This window comes from Nonomuraea guangzhouensis, from assembly GCF_019396345.1.
GTDB classification, from domain to species: Bacteria; Actinomycetota; Actinomycetes; order Streptosporangiales; family Streptosporangiaceae; genus Nonomuraea; species Nonomuraea guangzhouensis.
Genome location: NZ_JAHKRM010000010.1, coordinates 110,251 through 131,777 on the forward strand (window position 1 = coordinate 110,251; position 21,527 = coordinate 131,777).

Below are 21,527 nucleotides of genomic sequence, written 5' to 3' on the forward strand. Positions count from 1 at the left end.
GCCACTTGACGCCCCCACGGGGGCGGCCTTACCGTTCGGGAAAGCGCTTTCCGTGAAAGGATCCTCATGAGCGTGCGCACCATCGGCGTCGTGATGAACGGCGTCACCGGCCGGATGGGCTACCGCCAGCACCTGGTCCGCTCGGTTCTGGCCATCAACGAGCAGGGCGGAGTCGTCCTGTCCGACGGCAGCCGGGTCAAGCTCAGGCCGGTCCTGGTGGGCAGGAGCGCGGACAAGCTTTCCAAGATCGCTGCCGATCACCATATTTCCCGCTACACCACTGACCTCGACTCAGCCCTGGCCGACGATGACAACCTGATCTACTTCGACGCCCAGGTCACGGGCGCCAGGGTGAAGGCGGTGCTCAAGGCCATCGAGGCGGGCAAGCACATCTACGCCGAGAAGCCCACGGCCGAGTCCGTCCAGGAGGCGGTCGCGCTGGCGGAGGCGGCCACCGCCAAGGGCGTCAAGAACGGCGTGGTGCAGGACAAGCTGTTCCTGCCGGGCCTGCTCAAGCTGAAGCGGCTCATCGACGGCGGCTTCTTCGGCCAGATCCTGTCCGTGCGGGGTGAGTTCGGCTACTGGGTGTTCGAGGGCGACTGGCAGGAGGCCCAGCGGCCGTCGTGGAACTACCGTGCCGAGGACGGCGGCGGCATCGTGCTCGACATGTTCCCGCACTGGCACTACGTGATGGAGAACCTGTTCGGCCGCGTCGAGTCCGTCTACGCCAAGGCCGTGACGCACGTTCCCCAGCGGGTCGACGAGCAGGGCAGGACCTACGCGGCCACCGCCGACGACGCCGCGTACGGCATCTTCGAGCTGGCGGGCGGCGTGATCGCCCAGATCAACTCCTCCTGGACCGTGCGCGTCAATCGCGACGAGCTGGTGGAGTTCCAGGTGGACGGCACGCACGGCAGCGCGGTCGCGGGCCTGCGCAACTGCCGCTTCCAGCACCGCGCCGCCACCCCCAAGCCGGTCTGGAACCCCGACCTGCCCGCCACGGCCCGCTTCCGCGAGGGCTGGCAGGAAGTACCGGACAACGCCGACTTCGACAACGGCTTCAAGATCCAGTGGGAGCGGTTCATCCGCCACGTGATCGAGGACGCGCCGTTCCCGAACGACTTCGCCTCGGGCGCGCGCGGCGTGCAGCTCGCCGAGCTGGGCCTGCGCTCGAACGCCGAAGGCCGCCGGATCGAGGTGCCCCACCTGTGAACATCAACCTGCCCGGCGGCGCCTACACCCTGCGTGAGCCCGTGACCTGGCCCGTCGTCGAGCAACCGGCGGCCGGCCGCGTCGTGTACGCGGCCGCGCACGTGGTGGCCGACCCGCTCGGCGACAACACGCCCGGCTCCCCCGCCGCCGTCGACTGGGACGCCACGCTCCGCTTCCGCAGGCACCTCTGGTCGCACGGCCTGCGCGTGGCCGACGCCATGGACACCGCCCAGCGCAACATGGGCCTGGACTGGGCCGCCACGAAGGAGCTCATCCGGCGCAGCGCCGCCGAGGCCCGCTCGTTCGGTGACCCCGCCGCGCTGGTGGCCTGCGGCGCGGGCACCGACCACGCCCCCGGCGCGGCCGACCTGCCCGCGATCACCGCCGCGTACGCGGAGCAGTTGGAGACCGTGCAGTCGGCGGGCGCCGGCGTGATCATCATGGCCTCGCGGCAGCTCGCGCGGGTGGCCAGCGGGCCCAAGGACTACCACCAGGTGTACAGGGAGCTGCTCGGGCAGGCCGACCGGCCGGTGATCCTGCACTGGCTGGGCGAGATGTTCGATCCGCAGCTGGCCGGTTACTGGGGCTCGCCGGAGGTGGGCGCGGCCACGGAGTCGTTCCTGGAGCTGATCCACGCCCACGCCTCGGTGGTGGACGGCGTGAAGGTCTCGCTGCTCGACGAGGAGCACGAGATCGGGCTGCGGGCCGCGTTGCCCGCCGGGGTCAAGCTCTATACCGGGGACGACTTCAACTACCCGTCGTTGATCAGGTCGGGCTCGCACGCGCTGCTGGGCATCTTCGACGCCATCGCTCCGGCGGCGGCCGCGGCGTTGCGGGCACTGGACGCGGCCGAACAGGGCACCGGCGCAGAGGCCGCCCGAAATTTCGCACTTTACGATGAGATCTTGGCGCCGACCGTGCCGCTGTCCCGGAAGATCTTCGAGTCGCCCACGTACAACTACAAGACCGGCATCGTCTTCCTGGCCTGGCTGAACGGCCACCAGGACGCCTTCGCCATGGTGAACGGCGCCCAGTCGGCCCGCTCGCTGGTCCACCTGTCGGAGGTGTTCCGGCTCGCCGACCAGGCCGGGCTGCTGGCCGATCAGGAGCTGGCCGTACGGAGGATGACGGCGTTGCTGGCGGTGAACGGGCTGTGAGCCTCTCCCTGAACCAGCGGACGACCAAGCGGTGGTCGGTGGCGGAGGCCGTCGACGGCTGCGTACGGCATGGCCTGGAGGCCGTGGGGCTGTGGCGCGAGGAGGTGGCCGAGCAGGGGCTGGCCGAGAGCGTCAAGCTGGTCCGCGACGCCGGGCTGCGCGTGTCGTCCCTGTGCCGTGGCGGCTTCCTCACGGCCCCTGGCGGCCCGGCCCGGCAGGCGGCGCTGGACGACAACCGGCGGGCCATCGATGAGGCCGCGGAGCTGGGGGCGGCCTGCCTGGTCATGGTCGTCGGCGGTCTCCCGGGCGTGCGGCCGGGCGAACCGCTGTCGGACAGCGGGGTCTCGCGCGATCTGGCCGGGGCACGCGGGCAGGTGGCCGAGGCGCTGGAGGTGCTGGCGCAGTACGCCGGTGAGCGGGGCGTCAAGCTGGCGCTGGAGCCGCTGCATCCGATGTACTGCGCCGACAGGGCCGTCCTGTCGACGCTGGCCCAGGCGGTCGACCTGTGCCTGCCGTACCCGGAGGAGCAGGTGGGGGTGGTGGTCGACACCTTCCACGTGTGGTGGGACCCGCGGCTGTTCGAGGAGATCGCCAGGGCCGGCCGGCGGATCGCGTCGTACCAGGTGTGCGACTTCCTGCAGCCGCTTCCGGCGGACGTGCTGCTGGGGCGGGGGATGATGGGCGACGGGGTGATCGACTTCGCGCCGATCACCCGTGCCGTGACCGAGGCCGGGTACACAGGGGACGTCGAAGTGGAGATCTTCAACGCCGACATCTGGGCCGCCGACCCGGACGAGGTGGTGGCCACCATGAAGCGCCGCTACGCCGAGGTGGTCACCGGAGATTAGGCGGAGCTGATGACCGGCTCGTCCTGGGCCGCGGCTTCGTTCTCGGTGATCGTCACCGTGCCCGCGGCTCCGTTCACCGTGATCTCCTGGCCGGTGACGATGCGGTGGGTGGCGTCCGGGACGCCGACCACCGCCGGGATGCCGTACTCGCGGGCCACCACCGCGCCGTGCGACATGGCGCCGCCCATCTCCATCACCAGCCCACCCGCCGTGAGGAACAGCGGTGTCCAGCCGGGGTCGGTCGACGGGCAGACCAGGATCTCGCCCGGCTCCAGGTGCGCCCCGACCGGGTCGAGGACCACCCTGGCGCGGCCGGTGACCGTGCCCGCGGACGCGGCGCTGCCGATCAGCGCGCCCTCCGCGGCCACGCTCGACAACGCCTCGGGCTCGGTGCCGTCCGACAGGACGATCCTGGGTACGTGCCGGCGGCGTGACTCCTGCTCGTAGGCCGCCCGCCGCTCGGTCACCAGCTCACGCAGGTCGCCTCCGCACAGTGCCGATCGCGCCTCCTCGATCCGCAGGAAGAACACGTCGTCCGCCCGCTCCAGCACGCCGGTGGCCACCAGGTGCTCGCCGACGACGAGCAGGCTCCGCCGTACCGCGGCCAAGGTCTTGACCAGGTAGAACTTCGGCATCTCGCGCACCCCCGCGAACAACCTGGTGCGCCGCAGCCCGAACCGGGCGACGGCGCCCCGGAGCGCGCCCCTGCGGCGGGCCGTCGCCACGATCCGCGCGACGGCCGCCTCGGCCTCGGCCGCTCCCCTCGCGAACAGCTTGTCGGGCGCGAGGTCACCGCCGTCCTCCATGCGCAGGTAGTTGGCCAGGACGCCGAGGATGTGCGTCGGGTCCTCGGACCAGCGGGGGACGCCCAGGTCGATCTCGGCGACGCCGCGATGCCCGTACTTATCCAGAAAAGCAGTGATTCCTCGCTGGGCCTTCGGGGGCAGCTCAGCGGCTCTGAAGCGGCGGACGAGCTCGCTCACCGGCTCGTTCCTGAACGGTTCCGGCTCGATCCGCGTCGCCAGCGTCCAGAGTTCGAGGTCCATCTCGGTGGTCGGGTTGTTGGGGACGCTGCGGAGTACGTCCTGCATGTCGCTCATGGACCGGCCGGAGAGCTTCGAGGCCAGCGCGAACAGGCCGTAGCCGGTGATCACGATCGGCATGAGCGAGACGGCCACCGGGAACGTGGTGCTGAGCATCCGCTCCGCGTGGTCGAGGCGCTGGACGGGCGTGGCGGAGCCGGGCACGCGCAGTCGCCGGTCCAGCTCCTCGCCGAGCCGCCTGGTGTAGGCGAGCGCCCGATCGGGCCTGACCAGCGCCTGGAGGACGCGCGTCGGGGCGTGCACGCGGCGGGCGAAGTGCGCCACCGCGCGGAAGAACGGGCGGCGGGAGGTGTGGATCACCGAGAACCGTGGCTCCTCGAACAGGTCCGTCAGCACCGCCGCGGCCCTGGCCTCGCCCATCGTCAGCGCGCGGGGCAGGATCGCCCGCCCCATACGGCTGCGCAGGGCCGTGGTCAGGTCGATCCAGGTGCGCTGACCCGCCTCGAACATGAACGCGGCCCCATCGCGCGCCTCGGCAGGACCGTAGCCGAACACCCCGGCGGCACCCGAACTGAGCAGCCGGAACGCGGACAGGCCCATCGGGGTGAGCGGGCCCATGACGCCCTGGGCGACATTGATGGAGAAGTACGCCCGCAGGCCCTCCCTGGTGGTCTCGGGCAGCGGGTAGAGCGTGGTGATCGGCCTGGCCTGCGTGAGCCAGAGCGTGCCGTCGGCGTCGATGGCCCACTCGGTGTCCTGTGGCGCGCCGTAGTGGTCCTCGACGCGGGTGCCGAGCGCCGCGAGGTCGCGTACCTGCTCGTCGGTCAGGCAGAGGCCGTCGTGGGCCGATTCGACGCGTTCCGTGCCGCCGCCGGGCAGGGCGCGGATCACCAGCCGCTTGTCGCCCGCGTGCCGGTCGAGGATCTCGCCGCTCGCCGCGTCGACCACGAACCGGTCGGGGTTGACGGCGCCGGAGACCACGGCCTCGCCCAGGCCGGGGTTCGCGTCGATGACGGCCTCGTGCCTGCGTCCGGTGAGCGGGTTCGCGGTGAACATCACCCCCGCCGTACGCGCGTCGACCATGGCCTGGACGACCACCGCCAGCCGTACGGAGGCGTGGTCGATGCCGTTGGAGTCGCGGTAGGCGACGGCGCGGTCGGTCCAGAGCGAGGCCCAGCAGCGACGTACGGCGTCGAGCACGTCGTCGGCGCCGACGACGTTGAGGTAGGTGTCCTGCTGCCCGGCGAAACTGGCGAACGGCAGATCCTCCGCCGTGGCCGACGACCGCACCGCGACCGGCACCGCTTCGGCCTTGCCCAGCGTGGTGTACGCCGCGCGGATCGACGCCGCGATGGCCTCGGGGATCGGGGCCTCCAGCAGCCGGGTCCTGGCGGCCTCCGCGAGACCCGGGCCGCCGGTCGCGATGACGTCGTCCAGGCCCGCCGCCTGGGCCACCTCGTGGTAGGCCTCGGTGGTGAGCACCCAGCCGGGCGGGACCGGGAGCCCGGCCCGGGTCAGCTCACCGAGGTTGGCCGCCTTGCCACCGACTTCGGCCAGCATGCCGCCGTCGATGTCGGAAAAGTCCAGTGCCGTCTTCATTGGGAATACCCCCACCGTTCAGCGTCTCGTAACGAGTCTCACGCTTCGCGGCAAAGAATTCAACACTTGATGAACAGTGGCGTCGGTCACACCTCCAGGGGCACGCCGTCGAGGCCCCAGGCGGGGTCGAGCTCGATGCCGAGCCGGGCCAGCGCGGTCGGGCCGACGTCCACCAGCCGCGGGCCGCCGAGGTCGGCGCCGCCCAGGTCCTCGCCGAGAGCGCCGGCGATGACGAAGACCGTGCGCTCCTCGGTGGAGGTGCCGCCGTGGCCGCCTTCGTCGATGTGACCGTGGTCGGTGGTGACCAGCACGGTCCAGCGCTCGTCGGCGGACGTCCGCCTGCCCCGGATCGCGTCGAGGAGGCGGCCCAGGTAGGCGTCCTGGGTTCGGAGCGCCTCGGTGTATTCGGGGCAGTGCGGGCCGAGGTCGTGGGCCACCTCGTCGGTCTCGCCCAGGTAGACGAACGTGAGGTCGGCGCCCGCGCTCGCGAGGTGCCGCTCGGCGGCCTCGGCGACCTGCTTGTCGGCGACCGGCCAGTCGATCGTGTAGCCGTCGAGCACGAAACGGGTGTCGATGGCCGGGCCGAACGCGCCGTGCTCCGCCAGCGACGCCCAGGAGAAGAACGCCGCGGTGTCCAGGCCGGGGCGGGCCGCCTTGGCGCGAGTCAAGAAGTCCGGATATTTCGCGAACTGCTGGTGGGTGAATGCGTTGTCGACGACGCCGTGTTTGTCGGGCCACACGCCAGTCGCGATCGACGACCACCCGGGCCCGGAGTCGGTCCGGGACCTGATGGCACGGACGGTACTCCGCGGGTCGGGCTCGGCGGGGGCCTCGGGGACGATCTCGCCTGGGGACTCGGTGCGCGGGGCGGCGGCCTCGCCGTACGGGAGGAGGCTCGTTCCGTACGCGCCCCTGGACATCAGTCCGGTCAACTCCGGCGGCCCCACCGCGAGCAGGCGGTCGAAGCGAAGACCGTCCATGCCGACGACCAGCACCTTGTCCCTCACTGGCTACTCCCTTCGGAAACACCGCACCCATTCGGCGGCCCCAGGCAGTATCTCCTCCACCGGGGCGACCTGGGGATACCAGGTGCGCTCCCACTCCAGCGACACCCAGCCGGAGTAGCCCCACGCGCGCAGCAGTTCGCCGGACTCGTCCAGCGGCACCGTGCCGGTCCACATCGGCACCGGCGTGGTGTCCTGGGCGGAGACCGCGTCCTTGACCTGAACGTAGGCGAGGTACGGGCCGAGAAGGGCCAGGGTGTCGGCCGGGGACTCGCCGTGACGCCAAGGGTGGAGCAGGTCCCAGAGGGCTCCGGTCGTCTCGGGGCAGGCCGCCTCGTCGAGCAGCCGGGCGACGGCCGCGCCGGTGGCCATGTTGTCGTGGGTCTCGACGAGGACCCGCAGGCCGAGGTCGGCGGCCGTACCGGAGACGGCTTTGAGCCTGCGTGCTCCGACCGCAGGGTCGTCGCCGCGCGGGAACACCCGGACGCCCGGAGCGCCGAGGTCGGCGGCGAGCGTCAGGTCCGCGACGAGCGCCTCGACGAGCGGCTCGTCGGGGCCTGGCTCGCATACGCCGACATATCCGGCGAGCGCGGATATTTCCAGACCGGCCGCCTCGACCCGTTCCCGCACCGACGACCGCTCGGCCGCCGACAGGCCCCGGTGTACGCCGGTGTCGGGGTGCAAGCGCAGCTCCAGGCCCTGGCAACCCTGCCCGGTCGCCACCTCGATCGCCCTGTCGAGCCCGTCGCCCGGCATCCCGAGCGTGCTGACCGCCAGTTTCATCGCGCCCTCCCGAGCGACCGTACCGCCTGTGCGACGCCTCCCCTTCGGAGGCACCCTTGTCCCTGGAACCCCTCGAAGGGTCCCTCGCGCGAAGGCGTCAGTCTCCGCCAGCCGGGAAGCGCGAACTCATCGCACCGCCCGTACGCTCTCCCGCAGCACCACCTCGCCCGCCACGTGCTCCACCGCCGGCTCCTCCCCCGACGCCAGCGCCAGCTCAAGGGCGCGGGCGCCCATGTCCTGCAGCGGCAGCCGTACCGTGGTCAGCGCGGGCACCTGGTCCCGCAGCGTCGCGATGTCGTCGAAGCCGGCCACCGACACGTCGTCCGGCACCCGGATCCCCCGCTCCCGGTACGCGGCCAGCGCCCCCACGGCCATCACGTCGTTGACGGCGAACACGCACGTCGCGTCGCCCGTCTCCTGAGCCGCCCGATAGCCGCCGTCGCGGTCGAAGGGGCCTTGGACGACGCGCGGCTCCGGCAGGCCGAGCTCGGCCAGTGCCGAGGCGAATCCGGCGCACCGGTCGCGGGCGGTCATCAGGTGCGGCGGTCCGGCCAGGATGGCGAAGCGGGTGTGGCCGAGCTCGGCCAGCGAACGGGCCAGCGCGGCGGCGCCCTCGTAGTTGGCGGGCGCGACCGTGTCGACGCCGAGCAGGTCCTGGCCCACGCAGGCGACCCGCCCGCCGCTGGCCCGGTAGCGGTCCAGTTCGCCACGGAGCCGTTCGGTCACGCCGGGATCGGCGACCCGGGAGCCGACCAGCAGCACGGCGCGCACGCGCTGGGCGTTCAGCGTCGCGACGTAGGCGATCTCCTGGTCGGGGTCGCGGTGCGTGGTGCCCACCATGACCAGCAGGTTCTCGCCGGCCGCGGCCCGCATCGCGCCGTCGGCCAGCGCGGCGAAGTAGGGGTCGGTCAGGTCGTGCACCACGATGCCGATGACATTGCTCGCCCCGCGGGCCAGCGTCTGCGCCGCGATGTTGGCGCGGTAGCCGAGCTCGTACGCGGCCCGCTCGACTCGGGCTCGCAGGTCGGCGCCCACCTGGCGGGTGCTGCCGTTGAGCACCCGCGAGGCGGTCGCGAGCGAGACGCCCGCCTGCTTGGCGACGTCTTCCAGCGTGACCACGAGACCTCCAGGAAAGCGGTTTCCAGTGTGCCAGACCGACACCTGGGTCCGCATCCTTACACGTCTCAGGGCCGGCGCGACAGGAAGCCGCCGCCGAAAGGCATCAGGACCAGGGGAACAGGATGTCGAACAGGCCCTTACTGGTCTGCGTCGGGGCCGGCGCCGGGGCCTGCGTCTGGACCGCCTGCGTCGGCTGGCTGGTCGGCTGCTTGGCGGTCGGCTGGTCGGTCTGGGTCGCGGTGTCGGTGTCCGTGTCCTTGATGGTCTCCTGCGGCGCCCTGGTGGCCCGGCTGCTCGGCTTGGCGGTCGGCTGGCCGATGCGCGTGCGGGTGGCCCGGGGCGTGGGGGTACGGGTGGCGCGTACCTTGGCGGTCGGCGACGGGTCGGCGGTCCGCGACGTGGTCGGCTCCGCCGAGTCGGTGTCCGTGGGATCGGCGACCGGCTCCTCGGTGTCCTCAGCCTCCTCCGACTCCGTGGGAGAGGTGGCGGGCTTCTTCACCTGCTCGGCGCTGGCGCACTTCGCGCCCGCGCACGGGTCGTCGGACGACGTGCCGGTCAGCATCCAGCCGGCCCCCGCGCCGAGCACGACGACCGCGACAGCCGCCATGAGCAGCACCTTGGTACGGCGGCGCACCTCCTTGTCGCCCTCGGCCTGGTGGCCGCCACCACCGTGGGAGCTGTCGGTCCAGCCGGAGCCGAGGAAGCCACGCTTGGGCGCCTCGGGCTCGTCATCGTCGTACGGGGACTCGTAGCTCTTGTCGAGCGGGAGGTAGGCGTCGCTCGGCCGGTCACCGGTGTAAAGCGGGGCGCCTTCCGCGTCGTCGCCGGTGTAGAGCGGGCCACTGGGCGCGTCGCCGGTGTAAAGGGGACCGCTGGGCGCGTCGCCGGAATAGTGCGACCCGCTGGCGGCGTCGCCGGTGTACAGCGGGCCACTGGGCGCGTCGCCGGCGTAGAGCTGGTCACCGCCCGAGTAGAGCGAGTCTCCATAGAGGGCGCCACTGGGCGAGTCGCCGGTGTACAGCGGGCTGTCACCCTCGAAGCTCTCAACACGGTGCTGTCCCTCGGCATGCGGGGTGTACAGCTCGGGCGCGCCCCTGTCCGGCGGGAGGATGTAGGTCTCGTTGCCTGAGACCACGATGGCCGGCTGCTCGTCGGTGTCGTCCGTGCTCCACCGCGGGGACAGAACGTCGCCGGTCAAATCCGGGTTCAGCGACCTTCCCTGCCCATCCTCATATGGCCTGTCGTTCTCGTCGCGCGCCACGATGGAACCTCTCTAATACGAATCTGGACCGCGACCTTCCTAACAGACTCCACCACCACTTGTCCGGAAATTTCACACGATGCTCACAAATAAGCTGGTGTCACAACTCCGATCTTCCGTTTCAGAAACCCCCCGAGGGGCATGCTCATTGGTTGCCTGCACCTGGCCACTCACCTGGTCCACTCCCATACGCACCGTAATGACACACGGCCGACCCAAAGCCTACAAATGCCGCACATGACGCCGCTGATCTCGGTCAGGGCGGGAATTACGGTCTCATCTAGGGCTCCAGCCAAAAGACCGGAATCCAGGGCGTAGTTACGCGCCGTGACGACATCATGACCAGCATGACCGAGGTTTCACCCCCTCCCGGCGCCCTGGAGATGACCGGTTTACGCGCTCGGGCCCGTGCCGCGCGCCGGACCGCGATCGTCACGCTCTCGTGCTCGCTCGCGCTGATCGCCTTCTCCCAATCGCTCGCCGAACGGGCCCCGGCGGGCAAGGAGACCCTGCCGCTGGCCGTACTCGCACTCACGCTCTTCCTCGTCGCCCTGCCCGCGCTGGCGGCCACCCAGGCCGTCTGGGGCGCGCGGACGCGGGCCGTGCGCAGACGCGAGCACGAGTTGTACGCGAGCCCGCCCGGCGCGCCGCTGCGAGCGCTCAGCAGACTCGGCGTCGGCTGCGGATGGGCGGTGACGCTGCTGCTCGGCTGCACGGTGCCGCGCCCGTTCCGCGAGTCGGGCCTGTACGACCTCGCCCACGCCCTGGGCCAGGCCACCGAGGGGCTGACGCTGGTGGGTTCGGCGGCGGGCGTGTGCTTCGCGGCCTGGTGGGCACGTGAGGCATGGGGGCAGCCGGCGCGCGCCGGCCGACCGGGTGGATCACCTGGCGATCCGTGGGACCCCGACCGGCCCGCGCGCCGGCGAAAAGGCACGACCCTCCGCGCGAGCGCAGAGCCCCGCACAGGCGCGACACCCCGCACGGGCGCCGCGCTTCGCGCAGGGGCGGCACTCCGCGTAGAGGCGGCACTCCGTGCGGCGGGGGCGCTCCGGGCGGGGTCCGGGCTTCAGGTGGGTGCGGTGGTGGGGGTCGTGGGTCTGGTCGGGGCGCGGGCTCATCTGTGGGAGCCGGCGACCCTGACGCTCTACGCGCTGCTGGCGACCGTGCTCGTCTGCGGCGTGGTTACTGGCGAGTAGCATAGGCGCGGTAACTGCCGAGCAACGAGGAGCGAATCCGTGCCTTCCTCTCGTGACGTCGTGTTCGTCGACGGCGTACGCACACCTTTCGGCCGGTCCGGGCCCAAGGGCATGTACGCGGAGACCCGCGCAGACGATCTGGTCGTGCGTGTCATCCGCGAGCTGATCCGGCGCAACCCGGGACTGCCGCCGGAGCGCGTGGACGAGGTCGCGATCGCCGCGACCACCCAGATCGGCGACCAGGGCCTGACCATCGGCCGCTCGGCGGCGGTGCTGGCCGGGCTGCCCAAGACCGTGCCGGGCTACGCGATCGACCGCATGTGCGCGGGCGCGATGACCGCGGTGACCACGGTCGCGGGCGGCATCGCGTTCGGCGCGTACGACGTGGCGATCGCGGGCGGCGTCGAGCACATGGGCCGCCACCCGATGGGCGAGGGCGTCGACCCCAACCCGAGGTTCCTGTCGGAGCGGCTGGTCGACCCGAGCGCCCTGGTCATGGGCATGACGGCCGAGAACCTGCACGACCGCTTCCCGACGATCACCAAGGACCGCGCCGACGCCTACGCGGTGCTGTCGCAGGAGAAGGTGGCCAAGGCGTACGCCGACGGCAGGATCCAGCCGGATCTGGTGCCCACGGCGATCAGGACGGCCGAGAAGGGCTGGGGGCTGGCGGTCGAGGACGAGGCGCCGCGCCCCGGCACCACGCTGGACGGGCTGAGCGCGCTCAAGACGCCGTTCCGCTCCCACGGCAACGTCACGGCGGGCAACTCCTCGGGCATCAACGACGGCGCCACCGGCTGCGTCGTGGCCGCCGCCGAGACGGCCGCCGAGCTCGGCCTTACGCCGAAGATGCGGCTGGTCTCCTATGCCTTCGCCGGGGTGGACCCCGAGGTGATGGGCGTGGGCCCGATCCCGTCCACTGAGCGGGCGCTCCGCCTGGCAAATCTTGATATTTCCGATATCGGGCTGTTTGAGATCAACGAGGCGTTCGCCGTTCAGGTGCTGGCCTTCCTGGAGCACTTCGGCATCGCCGACGACGACCCCCGGGTGAACCCCTACGGCGGCGCGATCGCCTTCGGCCACCCGCTGGCCTCCTCGGGCGTGCGGCTGATGACGCAGCTCGCGCGGCAGTTCGGCGAGCGCCCCGACGTGCGCTACGGCATCACCACCATGTGCGTCGGCATGGGCATGGGCGGCACCGTGATCTGGGAGAACCTGGCATGAGCAACCTCGACACCTGGCGCTCGCTGCTGGCCGAGCGCAACGCCGCAGAAGTCGTCACCAAGGCCCTGGTCCGCGACGTCGAGCTGCCCGGCGGGGCCGGCACGATGGCGCTCATCACCCTCGACAACGGCTTCGACCACACCAAGCCCAACACGTTCGGCCCGCACGGGCTGTTCGCGCTGAACGGCGCGCTGTCCGAGATCGCCGCCCGCACCGACCTGGCCGCCGTGGGCGTGACGGGCAAGCCGTTCATCTTCGCGGTGGGCGCCGACCTCAAGGGCGCGGCGAGCGTGGCCGCGCGCGAGGAGGCGCAGGCCATCGGCGCGCTGGGGCATCACGTGTTCCGCCGCCTGGGCGAGCTGCCCATCCCGTCGTTCGCGTTCGTCAACGGGGCGGCGATGGGCGGCGGGCTGGAGGTGGCCCTCCACTGCACCTACCGGACGATCTCCTCGGGCGTCCCGGCGATCGCGCTGCCCGAGTGCTTCCTCGGGCTGGTGCCGGGCTGGGGCGGCACCCAGCTGCTGCCGCGCCTGATCGGCCCGGCCCGCGCGATCAAGCTGATCGTCGAGAACCCGCTGTCGCAGAACCGCATGCTCAAGGGGGCCCAGGCGTTCGAGCTGGGCGTCGCCGACGCGATGTTCGAGCCGGCCGACTTCCTGGAGGAGTCGCTGCGCTGGGCCGCCCGGGTGCTCACCGGCGACACCGTCGTGGAGCGCGACTCGCATGAGGCCGACCATTGGGACGCAGACGACTGGGACAGGGCGGTCACCGACGCGCGGTTCCTGGTCGACATGAAGCTGCGCGGCGCCTCCCCCGCGCCCTACCGGGCGCTCGACCTGATCTCCCTGGCCCGTACGGCCTCGCGTGACGAGGGCTTCGCCGCCGAGGACGAGGCGCTGGCCGACCTGCTGATGGGCGACGAGCTGCGGGCCGGGCTCTACTCCTTCGACCTGGTGCAGCGGCGGGCCAAGCGCCCGGCGGGCGCCCCCGACGCCGCGCTGGCCCGCAAGGTGACCAAGGTCGGCGTGGTGGGCGCGGGGCTGATGGCCTCGCAGATGGCGCTGCTGTTCGCCCGCCGCCTGGAGGTGCCGGTCGTGCTGACCGACCTCGACGAGGCCCGGCTCGGCAAGGGCGTGGGCCACGTGCACGCGGAGGTCGACAAGCTGCTCGCCAAGGGCCGCGTCTCGGCCGACCAGGCGAACCGGCTCAAGGGGCTGGTGACCGGCTCGCTGACCAAGGACGCCTTCGCCGACGCCGACTTCGTCATCGAGGCGGTCTTCGAGGAGCTGTCGGTCAAGCGGCAGGTGTTCGCGGAGGTGGAGGCGGTGGTCTCGCCCGGCTGCGTGCTCGCGACCAACACCTCCTCACTCTCGCTGGCCGAGATGGGCGCCGCGCTGGAGCATCCGGAGCGGCTGGTCGGCTTCCACTTCTTCAACCCGGTCGCGGTGATGCCGCTGCTGGAGATCGTCAAGGCGCCGTCGACCGACGACGCGACGCTGGCCACCGCCTTCGCCGTGGGCCGGTCGCTGAAGAAGTCGTCGGTGCTGGTGAAGGACGCGCCGGCGTTCGTGGTGAACCGGCTGCTCACCCGCTTCATGGGCGAGGTGATCGCCGCGGTCGACGAGGGCACGCCGCTGGAGACGGCCGAGCACTCGCTCGACGACCTCGGGCTGCCGATGACGCCGTTCGCGCTGCTGCAGCTCGTGGGCCCGGCCGTCGGCCTGCACGTGGCCGAGACGCTGCACGCGGCCTTCCCCGAGCGCTTCGGCGTCTCGGCGAACATGGCCAAGCTGGTCGCCTCCGGCAAGCCGGGCGTGTACCTGCCCGACTTCTCGCTCGATCCCGAGGCGGTGGCGCTGTTCGCGGGTGGCGCCACGCCGTCCACCGCCGCCGAGGTACGGCTGCGCGTGCTGCGGGCGCTGGCCGAGGAGATCCAGATCATGCTGGACGAGGGCGTGGTCGCAGCGGCGCAGGACATCGACCTGTGCATGATCCTCGGCGCCGGCTGGCCGTTCCACCTGGGCGGGATCACTCCATACCTGGACAGGTCGGGTCTGGCCCGGCCGCGCTTCCTCGCGCCCGGAGTGGCCTCCGTACCCGCTTGACCCAAGCTTGGGGAGGCCCGCGCGGCGGGTCTCCCCGGACTTGGCGCTCCGCCACGTAGCGTGATCGCCGCGCTACGAACGGAGAAGATCGAATGATGAGAGCAGCCGGCACGATCGTGTTGTGCGGCGCCGTCCTCGCGACGGCGTCCCCCGCACTCGCCGAACCAGGCCCCCAGGCGACACTGAGGATCGTCATCATGGTGAACGACCGGCCGCTGAAGGGGGCCACCCTCACCTGTGACCCCGACGGCGGTAGCCACCCCACTCCTTCCGCGGCCTGCGAACTGCTGCGGAAGATCGACGGCGACTCGACCAAGCTGAACGTGGTGCCCAATCCCGTGTGCACCGACGAGTACGAGCGCCACACCGTCCTGGTGCGGGGCAAGTGGCACGACCGGACGGTCAAGTGGGCCCACTCCTACCCCAACTCCTGCCAGATGAAGGCAGCAGGCGGAGCGGTCTTCACTCTCTGACGGCCGGCGAGGGGGTGGGCGTCCGGGCGTCTACCCCTTCGGGCTGGGCACCTCGACCCGGCTGTGGCGGTAGCCGTACACGAAGTAGAGCGCCGCGCCGATGATCATCCAGATCACGAACCGCAGCCACGTCTCGACCGGCAGGTTGAGCATCAGGTAGATACAGGCCAGCACCGACAGGATCGGCAGCACCGGCACGAACGGCGTACGGAAGGCCCGGTGCAGGTCGGGCCGCGTGCGACGCAGGATGATCACACCGGCCGAGACCACGACGAACGCGAAGAGCGTGCCGATGTTCACCAGTTCGGCCAGCGCCCCGAGCGAGATGAACCCGGACAGCGCCGCGGACACCAGCCCGATGATGACCGTCAGCCGGGCCGGCGTACCGAACCTGGGGTGGACCTTCGCCAGCCCGCGCGGCAGCAGCCCGTCGCGGCACATGGCGAACAGCACCCGGCTCTGCCCCAGCATGAGGATCATCACCACGGTGGTCAGGCCGGCGATCGCGCCGATGCTGATCAGCACGGCCGCCCAGGACTGCCCGACGGCGGTGAAGGCGTCGGCGAGCGGCGCCTTCTCGCTGAGCTGGTCGTAGCGCTGCATGCCGACCACGACCACCGACACCGCGACGTACAGCACGGTGCAGATGACCAGGGAGCCGATGATGCCGCGCGGCAGGTCGCGCTGCGGCTCGATGGTCTCCTCCGCGGCGGTGGCCACGACGTCGAAGCCGATGAAGGCGAAGAACACGATCGCGGCGGCCGAGAAGATGCCGATCACGCCGAAGGCGACGGGCGTGATGCCGAACAGCACCTGGATCAGCGGCGCCTTCAGCCCCTCGACCCCCGGTGTGGACACGGGCGGGGGGATGAACGGCGAGTAGTTCGCCGCCTTGACGAAGAACAGCCCGGCCACGATGACCAGCAGGATCACCGCCACCTTGATGGCCACGATGACCAGGTTGACGCGCGCTGACAGCTTGATCCCGGCAGCCAGGATGCCGGTGAGGATCAGCACGACGATCATCGCCGGCAGGTTGATCACCGGTTCGTCCCCGGCCATCCACGCGGGCAGCTCGAGGCCGATCGAGGACATCAGCGACGCGAAGTAGCCCGACCAGCCGACCGCCACCACGGCCGCGGCGAGCGCCATCTCCAGCATCAGGTCCCAGCCGATGACCCAGGCCGGGAACTCGCCCAGCGTGGCCAGCGAGAAGGTGTAGGCGGACCCGGCCACGGGGATCGTCGAGGCGAACTCCGCGTAGCACAGCGCGGCCAGGCCGCAGACGATGCCCGCCGCGATGAAGGAGAACGCCACGGCGGGGCCGGCCGTCTCCTTGGCCACGCGTCCGGTCAGCACGAAGATGCCGGTGCCGACGATGACGCCGATGCCGAAGACCGTGAGGTCGACGGCGGTCAGTCGCTTTCGCAGCCGGTGCTCGGGGGCTTCGGTGTCGCGGACCGACTGCTCGACGCTCTTGGTGCGAAAGATGTCCACATCCAGCGTCTTCCCTCACCCCAGGTGATCATTCCTGTCCTGGAGGTGAGGGCGCGCTCAGCGTGGTGCGGACTGCCTCTCGACCTGGCTGCTCCGCTTGGCGATCGCCTCGGTGATCTCACGGGCCAGGTCCTGGGCGGTCAGCCCGATCTGGCCGAGGATCGCGGCCCGCTTGGCATGGTCGAGGAAGCGCTGCGGGATGCCGTAGCCGCGTACGGGCACGTCGACGTCGGCGTCACGCAGCAGGCGGGACACCGCGTCGCCGACGCCGCCCACGCGGCCGTTGTCCTCGACGACCGCGACCAGCTTGTGGGCGCTCGCGGCGAGCACGAGCGCCTCGTCGAGCGGCTTGACCCAGCGCGGGTCGACCACGGTCGCCGAGATGCCCTGCGCGTCGAGCAGGACGGCGGCGTCCATGCAGACCCGCGCCATCGGGCCGACGCCCACCAGCAGCACGTCGGGGTCGCCCGCGCGCAGCACGTCCATCTCGCCCAGCTTGCCGACGGCCTCGATCGGCTCGGCGACCGGGCCCTTGGGGAAGCGCAGCACGGTCGGCCCGTCGGAGATCTCCACGGCCTCGCCGAGCAGCTCGGTCAGCCGCTCGCCGTCGCGCGGCACGGCGATCTTCAGGCCGGGTACGACCTGCAGGATCGACAGGTCCCACATGCCGTTGTGGCTGGCTCCGTCGTCGCCGGTGACACCCGCCCGGTCGAGCACCACGGTGACGGGCAGCCGGTGCAGCGCCACGTCCATGAGCAGCTGGTCGAAGGCCCGGTTGAGGAAGGTCGCGTAGACGGCCACGACCGGGTGCATGCCGCCGAGCGCCAGCCCGGCGGCGCTGGTCAGGGCGTGCTGCTCGGCGATGCCGACGTCGTAGATGCGGTCGGGGTAGGCCTCGGCGAAGGCGGCCAGGCCGGTCGGGTGGAGCATCGCGGCGGTGATGGCGACCAGGTCCTCGCGGTCCTTGCCGAGCCTGACCAGCTCCTCGCTGAACACGTTGGTCCAGATGCGGCCCTTGGGCTTCTCGGCGCCGGTGGCCCGGTCGAAGGCGCCGGGCGAGTGGAACTGGTCCTCGTCGTGGTTCTCGGCCGGTGAGTAGCCGCGGCCCTTCTGGGTGAGCGCGTGCACGATGACCGGGCCGCGGAAGTCGCGGGCCTTGCGCAGCGCCGCCTCCATGGCCTGCTCGTCGTGGCCGTCGATCGGGCCGACGTACTTCAGGCCGAGGTCCTCGAACATCACCTGCGGGGCCAGGACGTCCTTGACGCCCTTCTTGATGCCGTGCAGGGCGTCGTAGAGCACGGGAACGTTCCCGAGCTTCTCCTTGACGAACTCGAGCATGTCCTCATAGCGGCGGTTGACCCGCAGCGACGACAGGTGGGAGGCCAGCCCGCCGATCGTCGGCGAGTAGGAGCGGCCGTTGTCGTTGACCACGATGACGAGCCGCAGGTCCTTGCCCGCCGCGATGTTGTTGAGCGCCTCCCAGGCCATGCCGCCGGTCAGCGCGCCGTCGCCGATCACCGCGATGGCCGTGCGGTCGTGCTCGCCGCGCAGCTTGAACGCCTTGGCCAGGCCGTCGGCGTAGGACAGCGCGGTGGAGGCGTGGGAGTTCTCGACGAAATCGTGCTCGGACTCGGCCTGGCTCGGGTAGCCGGACAGGCCGCCCTCCTGCTTCAGCGCGCCGAAGCCGGCGGCCCGGCCGGTGAGCAGTTTATGAACGTACGACTGATGGCCCGTGTCCCAGACGATCGGGTCGCGCGGCGAGTCGAAGACGCGGTGCAGTGCGATGGTGAGCTCCACCACACCGAGGTTGGGGCCGAGATGGCCGCCGAACCGGGCGCACGAGTCGACGAGCAGGTCTCGGATCTCCCCCGCCAGCAGCGGCAGATCCTCCGCATCCAGGCGTTTGACGTCGTGAGGTCCCTTTACCGAGCCCAGCAACCCGCTCACGGATGCGATCCCCTCTGCTCCTGTGCGCTAACGGGACCGAGTCTAGTTCGTGCGCGCCTCACTGACTCCATCGAGTCAAATCCACCCACATTTGTCCGATCTTGACCTAGTCTTTCCTTCACTATGAACACTCTCCCCATGAAGAAACTGTCGTCCCTCGTGGTCGCCGGCGCGGTCATCGCGCTGGCCGGCGCGGGTACGGCGACAGCCGCCACAACGCCCGTCAGCGCGGGTCAGCAGGTCGTCAAGCAGGCCGCCCAGCAGGCGGCACCGCCCCGCGGCAAGGCCGCCGCGACGGCGAACCCGCTGTACAAGACGGGACGGCTCGCCAGCTCCAACTGTTCGCCCGGCGCCCTGCCCAAGGGCAGCACGACGGCCTACAAGCGCTTCCTCACCACCGTGACCAACTGCCTGAACCGCTCCTGGGCCTCCCAGTTCCGCAAGGCCGGGCTCTCGTTCAGCAAGCCGCGGCTGCGCATCATCACCAGGAAGGTCCGTACGCCTTGCGGACCGTGGAGCACGGGCGCCGACGGCGTCTACTGCTCGACCGACCGCACGATGTACATGTTGATCACCAAGACCCAGCTGCGCCAGCCGTTCTCGCTCGGCATCACCCGGCTGATGGCGCACGAGTACGGCCACCACGTCCAGAGCGTGTCGGGCATCTGGAACTACTACTGGGCCGCCAGGAACGCCAGCGGCAAGTCCGGCCAGCTCGCGCTGTCGCGCCGCTCGGAGCTGCAGGCCGAGTGCTTCTCCTCGGTCTTCATGCGCACGGTCACGAACACGCTGCCCGTCGACTCGCGCGAGTGGGACTACACCGTTGACTGGTTCCGCAAGAACGGCGCCAAGGGCTGGCCGCAGAACGACCACGGCCGGGGCCCGACGCAGGCTTACTGGATGAACCGCGGCTACGGCTCGGCCTCGCCCGGCTCCTGCAACACGTGGTCCGCGTCCACGCGTACCGTCACCTGATTTCTGCCCTGATGCGGCCGTGCCTTACCGGCGCGGCCGCATTGCGCTTTCTGGACAAAGCACAAGACTCCCGAACGTAGCCCCATCTAGTGGTCTAGTATCCGCGATCGTGCGTATACCCCTTATCGCCGCATGTGTCGGCATGGTCGTGGGTTTGGCCCTCTCTGGGACGGCCAACGCGGAGACCAAGGCACCGCAGGCCGCGCCGCCCGCCGTACTGGCCAAGAACAAGATCTACGGGTCTGGCACCCCGTCGGCGCAGTCGTGCGCGATCCCCGGGATCCGCCAGGGCAGCGCCGCCTCGCTCAAGACCTTCCACCTGGCCATGGCCAGGTGCGCCAACACCTTCTGGGCCACCAGGTTCAGGGCCGCCGGGCTGCGTTACAGCCCGCCGAAGATCGCCATCACGACCGGCACCGGGTCGGTCTGCGGCAAGATCACCAGCAACGGCGCCCAGTACTGCCCCGCGCAGCGCACGATCGCCATCCGGATCATGAAGCGGGACCTGCGGGACCCGTTCCGGATGAACCTCGCGCACTCCATCGCCCACGAGATCGGCCACCACGTCCAGCAGCTCACCGGCATGCTGGACGAGCAGAACAGGCTCTACTGGCGAGCCGGAGGGAGCGCGCGCACGATACTCAGCCACCGCCTGGAGATGCAGGCCGAGTGCTTCGCCGGCGTCTTCTACAGCGCCACGCTCGACTCCATCGACCCGGGCATCACCTGGGACCAGTGGACCGACGCCGTGAGCAGGGCCGGGGAGAGCAAGGTCCACGGCAAGCCGCGCAACCTCGCCTACTGGCAGGAACGCGGCTACAGCGGCGCATCGGCCCGTTCCTGCAACACCTGGACCGCGCCGCCGAGCCGGGTCTCCTAACCGTTCGCCCTGGCCAGCACTTCCAGAGGATCCGCGAGCACGTGGGCGAAGGCCAGCTCGGCCGCGCCCACGAGCGTCGCGTCATCGGCCAATGACGACGTGCGCAGCCGCAGCTTCTCCCGCTGCGGCGCCATGGCGTGCAGCGTCAACCTGGTCCGCACCTGAGCGGCCGAGCCGAGGTAGATCTCCCGCAGCATCCCGCCGAAGATGACCATCTCCGGGTTGAAGATGTTGACCAGGTTGGCGACGCCCAGGCCGAGCCAGTCGCCGACCTTCTTGAGCGCCTCCTGGGCCACGATGTCGCCCCGGTCGGCGGCGTCGACCACCGCCCGCACCGCGTCCCTGCCGTGCTGCTCGCCGGCCAGCCGGCCCGCGGTCTCCAGCAGGGTCCGCTCCCCTACCTCGGCCTCCAGGCAGCCGTGCGAACCGCAGCCGCAGGCCCGCCCGCCGGGGTTGACGACCATGTGGCCGACCTCGCCGCCGTAGCCGTCGTGACCGCCCAGCAGGTGACCGCCCGCGATGATGCCGCCGCCGATGCCGACGTCTCCGTGCAGGTAGATGAGGTCTCTGACGGCGGCTCCGACGCCGCGGCTGTGCTCGGCCAGCGCGGCCAGGTTGGCGTCGTTGCCCACGCTGACGGGCAGGCCAAGGCCCAGCCTGCGGCCCAGCGCCTCGCCGAACGGCACCTCGTCGGCGCCGAGGTTGGGACCGAACCTGATCACGCCGTCGCCCTTGCGCACCCCGCCGGAGACCGCCGCCGCCGCACCCACGCAGACCGTGTCGTCCCTGGTCTTGCGCCGCATCTGCCGGGCGAAGCCGGCCAGGATCCCGGTCAGCTCCTCCAGCTCGAACGGGCCGCGCAGGCGTACGGCCTCCCTGCGGTCGAGGATCACCCCGCCCAGCCCGACGCGCGCGACGGCCAGCCGGTCGGGGCCGACGTCGAAGGCGAACACGTAGACCCGCGCCGACTCGGGACGCACCACGAGCGAGGGACGGCCGGCGCGGCCCGTCTCTCGCGGCAGCTCCTCGCGTACCAGCCCGGCGGCGGTGAGGTCGGAGGTGAGCGCCATGATCGTGCTGCGGTTGAGACCCATCTTCGACGTCAGCTCGGCGCGGGAGATCGGCCCGCCCAGATGAACGTGGCGCAGGAGGGCACCCAGGTTGTGACGCCTGATGTCCTCCTGTGAGGGGCCGGCACGCATCG

General features: G+C 71.1%; 17 protein-coding genes. 9 read left to right on the top strand and 8 right to left on the bottom strand.

Translation table 11 applies throughout. From position 1 onward, the window contains the following. The first annotated feature begins 66 nt into the window (after positions 1-66). From KME78_RS21810 to KME78_RS21820, 3 genes are read left to right on the top strand one after another with little or no spacing between them, the layout of a single operon-like run. Positions 67-1,212, top strand: coding sequence for a Gfo/Idh/MocA family protein (locus KME78_RS21810; RefSeq protein WP_219530974.1), 1,146 nt, complete (start codon positions 67-69; stop codon positions 1,210-1,212). Next, positions 1,209-2,369: a dihydrodipicolinate synthase family protein gene (locus KME78_RS21815; RefSeq protein ID WP_219530975.1), complete on the top strand. Its 1,161-nt coding sequence runs from the start codon at positions 1,209-1,211 to the stop codon at positions 2,367-2,369. The genes KME78_RS21810 and KME78_RS21815 overlap by 4 nt, the downstream gene beginning before the upstream one ends. Then, entirely contained in the window at positions 2,366-3,217 is an 852-nt protein-coding gene (locus KME78_RS21820) for a sugar phosphate isomerase/epimerase family protein (protein ID WP_219530976.1), read from the top strand. The genes KME78_RS21815 and KME78_RS21820 overlap by 4 nt, the downstream gene beginning before the upstream one ends. On the opposite strand, the gene KME78_RS21825 is transcribed toward KME78_RS21820, so the two are convergent. From KME78_RS21825 to KME78_RS21845, 5 genes are all read right to left on the bottom strand, one after another. After that, on the bottom strand, positions 3,214-5,859 hold the full coding sequence (locus KME78_RS21825; protein WP_219530977.1) for a PEP/pyruvate-binding domain-containing protein: 2,646 nt from the start codon (positions 5,857-5,859) through the stop codon (positions 3,214-3,216). The two genes, KME78_RS21820 and KME78_RS21825, sit on opposite strands and share 4 nt — an antisense overlap. Positions 5,860-5,945: 86 nt before the next feature. Next, positions 5,946-6,866, bottom strand: a complete 921-nt coding sequence (locus KME78_RS21830) for an alkaline phosphatase family protein (RefSeq protein WP_219530978.1) — start codon at positions 6,864-6,866, stop codon at positions 5,946-5,948. 3 nt (positions 6,867-6,869) lie between these two features. After that, complete coding sequence (locus KME78_RS21835; RefSeq protein ID WP_219530979.1) at positions 6,870-7,646, bottom strand: sugar phosphate isomerase/epimerase family protein; 777 nt, start codon at positions 7,644-7,646, stop codon at positions 6,870-6,872. A gap of 126 nt (positions 7,647-7,772) precedes the next feature. Further along, entirely contained in the window at positions 7,773-8,765 is a 993-nt protein-coding gene (locus KME78_RS21840) for a LacI family DNA-binding transcriptional regulator (RefSeq protein ID WP_308127065.1), read from the bottom strand. 103 nt (positions 8,766-8,868) lie between these two features. Next, positions 8,869-10,026, bottom strand: a complete 1,158-nt coding sequence (locus KME78_RS21845; protein ID WP_219530981.1) for a hypothetical protein — start codon at positions 10,024-10,026, stop codon at positions 8,869-8,871. 347 nt (positions 10,027-10,373) lie between these two features. Between KME78_RS21845 and KME78_RS21850 the strand changes: the two genes are divergently transcribed. The 4 genes from KME78_RS21850 (at position 10,374) to KME78_RS21865 (ending at position 15,024) form a co-directional block, all read left to right on the top strand. Continuing rightward, the gene (locus tag KME78_RS21850) at positions 10,374-11,222 is read left to right on the top strand and encodes a hypothetical protein (protein ID WP_219530982.1); all 849 of its coding nucleotides are present in this window, start codon (positions 10,374-10,376) and stop codon (positions 11,220-11,222) included. Between the two features lie 60 nt (positions 11,223-11,282). Beyond that, entirely contained in the window at positions 11,283-12,446 is a 1,164-nt protein-coding gene (locus tag KME78_RS21855) for a thiolase family protein (RefSeq protein WP_219531220.1), read from the top strand. Next, positions 12,443-14,551 carry a 3-hydroxyacyl-CoA dehydrogenase NAD-binding domain-containing protein gene (locus KME78_RS21860; RefSeq protein WP_219530983.1) on the top strand — a complete coding sequence of 703 codons (2,109 nt, stop codon included), beginning with the start codon at positions 12,443-12,445 and terminating at the stop codon, positions 14,549-14,551. The genes KME78_RS21855 and KME78_RS21860 overlap by 4 nt, the downstream gene beginning before the upstream one ends. A 92-nt stretch (positions 14,552-14,643) precedes the next feature. Then, on the top strand, positions 14,644-15,024 hold the full coding sequence (locus KME78_RS21865; protein ID WP_219530984.1) for an SSI family serine proteinase inhibitor: 381 nt from the start codon (positions 14,644-14,646) through the stop codon (positions 15,022-15,024). A gap of 30 nt (positions 15,025-15,054) precedes the next feature. Here the strand turns inward: KME78_RS21865 and KME78_RS21870 are convergent, their stop codons facing one another. Continuing rightward, positions 15,055-16,521 (bottom strand): amino acid permease, encoded by a 1,467-nt coding sequence (locus KME78_RS21870; RefSeq protein ID WP_308127067.1) that lies wholly within the window; start codon positions 16,519-16,521, stop codon positions 15,055-15,057. Between the two features lie 57 nt (positions 16,522-16,578). After that, positions 16,579-18,459 (bottom strand): 1-deoxy-D-xylulose-5-phosphate synthase, encoded by a 1,881-nt coding sequence (dxs, locus tag KME78_RS21875; protein ID WP_219531222.1) that lies wholly within the window; start codon positions 18,457-18,459, stop codon positions 16,579-16,581. Between the two features lie 147 nt (positions 18,460-18,606). Here dxs and KME78_RS21880 point away from each other — a divergent pair, with 147 nt between their 5' ends. Together KME78_RS21880 and KME78_RS21885 are read left to right on the top strand one after the other, a co-directional pair. Then, the gene (locus KME78_RS21880; RefSeq protein ID WP_246651566.1) at positions 18,607-19,443 is read left to right on the top strand and encodes a neutral zinc metallopeptidase; all 837 of its coding nucleotides are present in this window, start codon (positions 18,607-18,609) and stop codon (positions 19,441-19,443) included. Positions 19,444-19,552: 109 nt separating this feature from the next. After that, positions 19,553-20,323: a neutral zinc metallopeptidase gene (locus KME78_RS21885; RefSeq protein WP_219530986.1), complete on the top strand. Its 771-nt coding sequence runs from the start codon at positions 19,553-19,555 to the stop codon at positions 20,321-20,323. Here the strand turns inward: KME78_RS21885 and KME78_RS21890 are convergent. Next, entirely contained in the window at positions 20,320-21,525 is a 1,206-nt protein-coding gene (locus tag KME78_RS21890; protein ID WP_219530987.1) for an ROK family transcriptional regulator, read from the bottom strand. The two genes, KME78_RS21885 and KME78_RS21890, sit on opposite strands and share 4 nt — an antisense overlap. Positions 21,526-21,527: the final 2 nt, after the last annotated feature.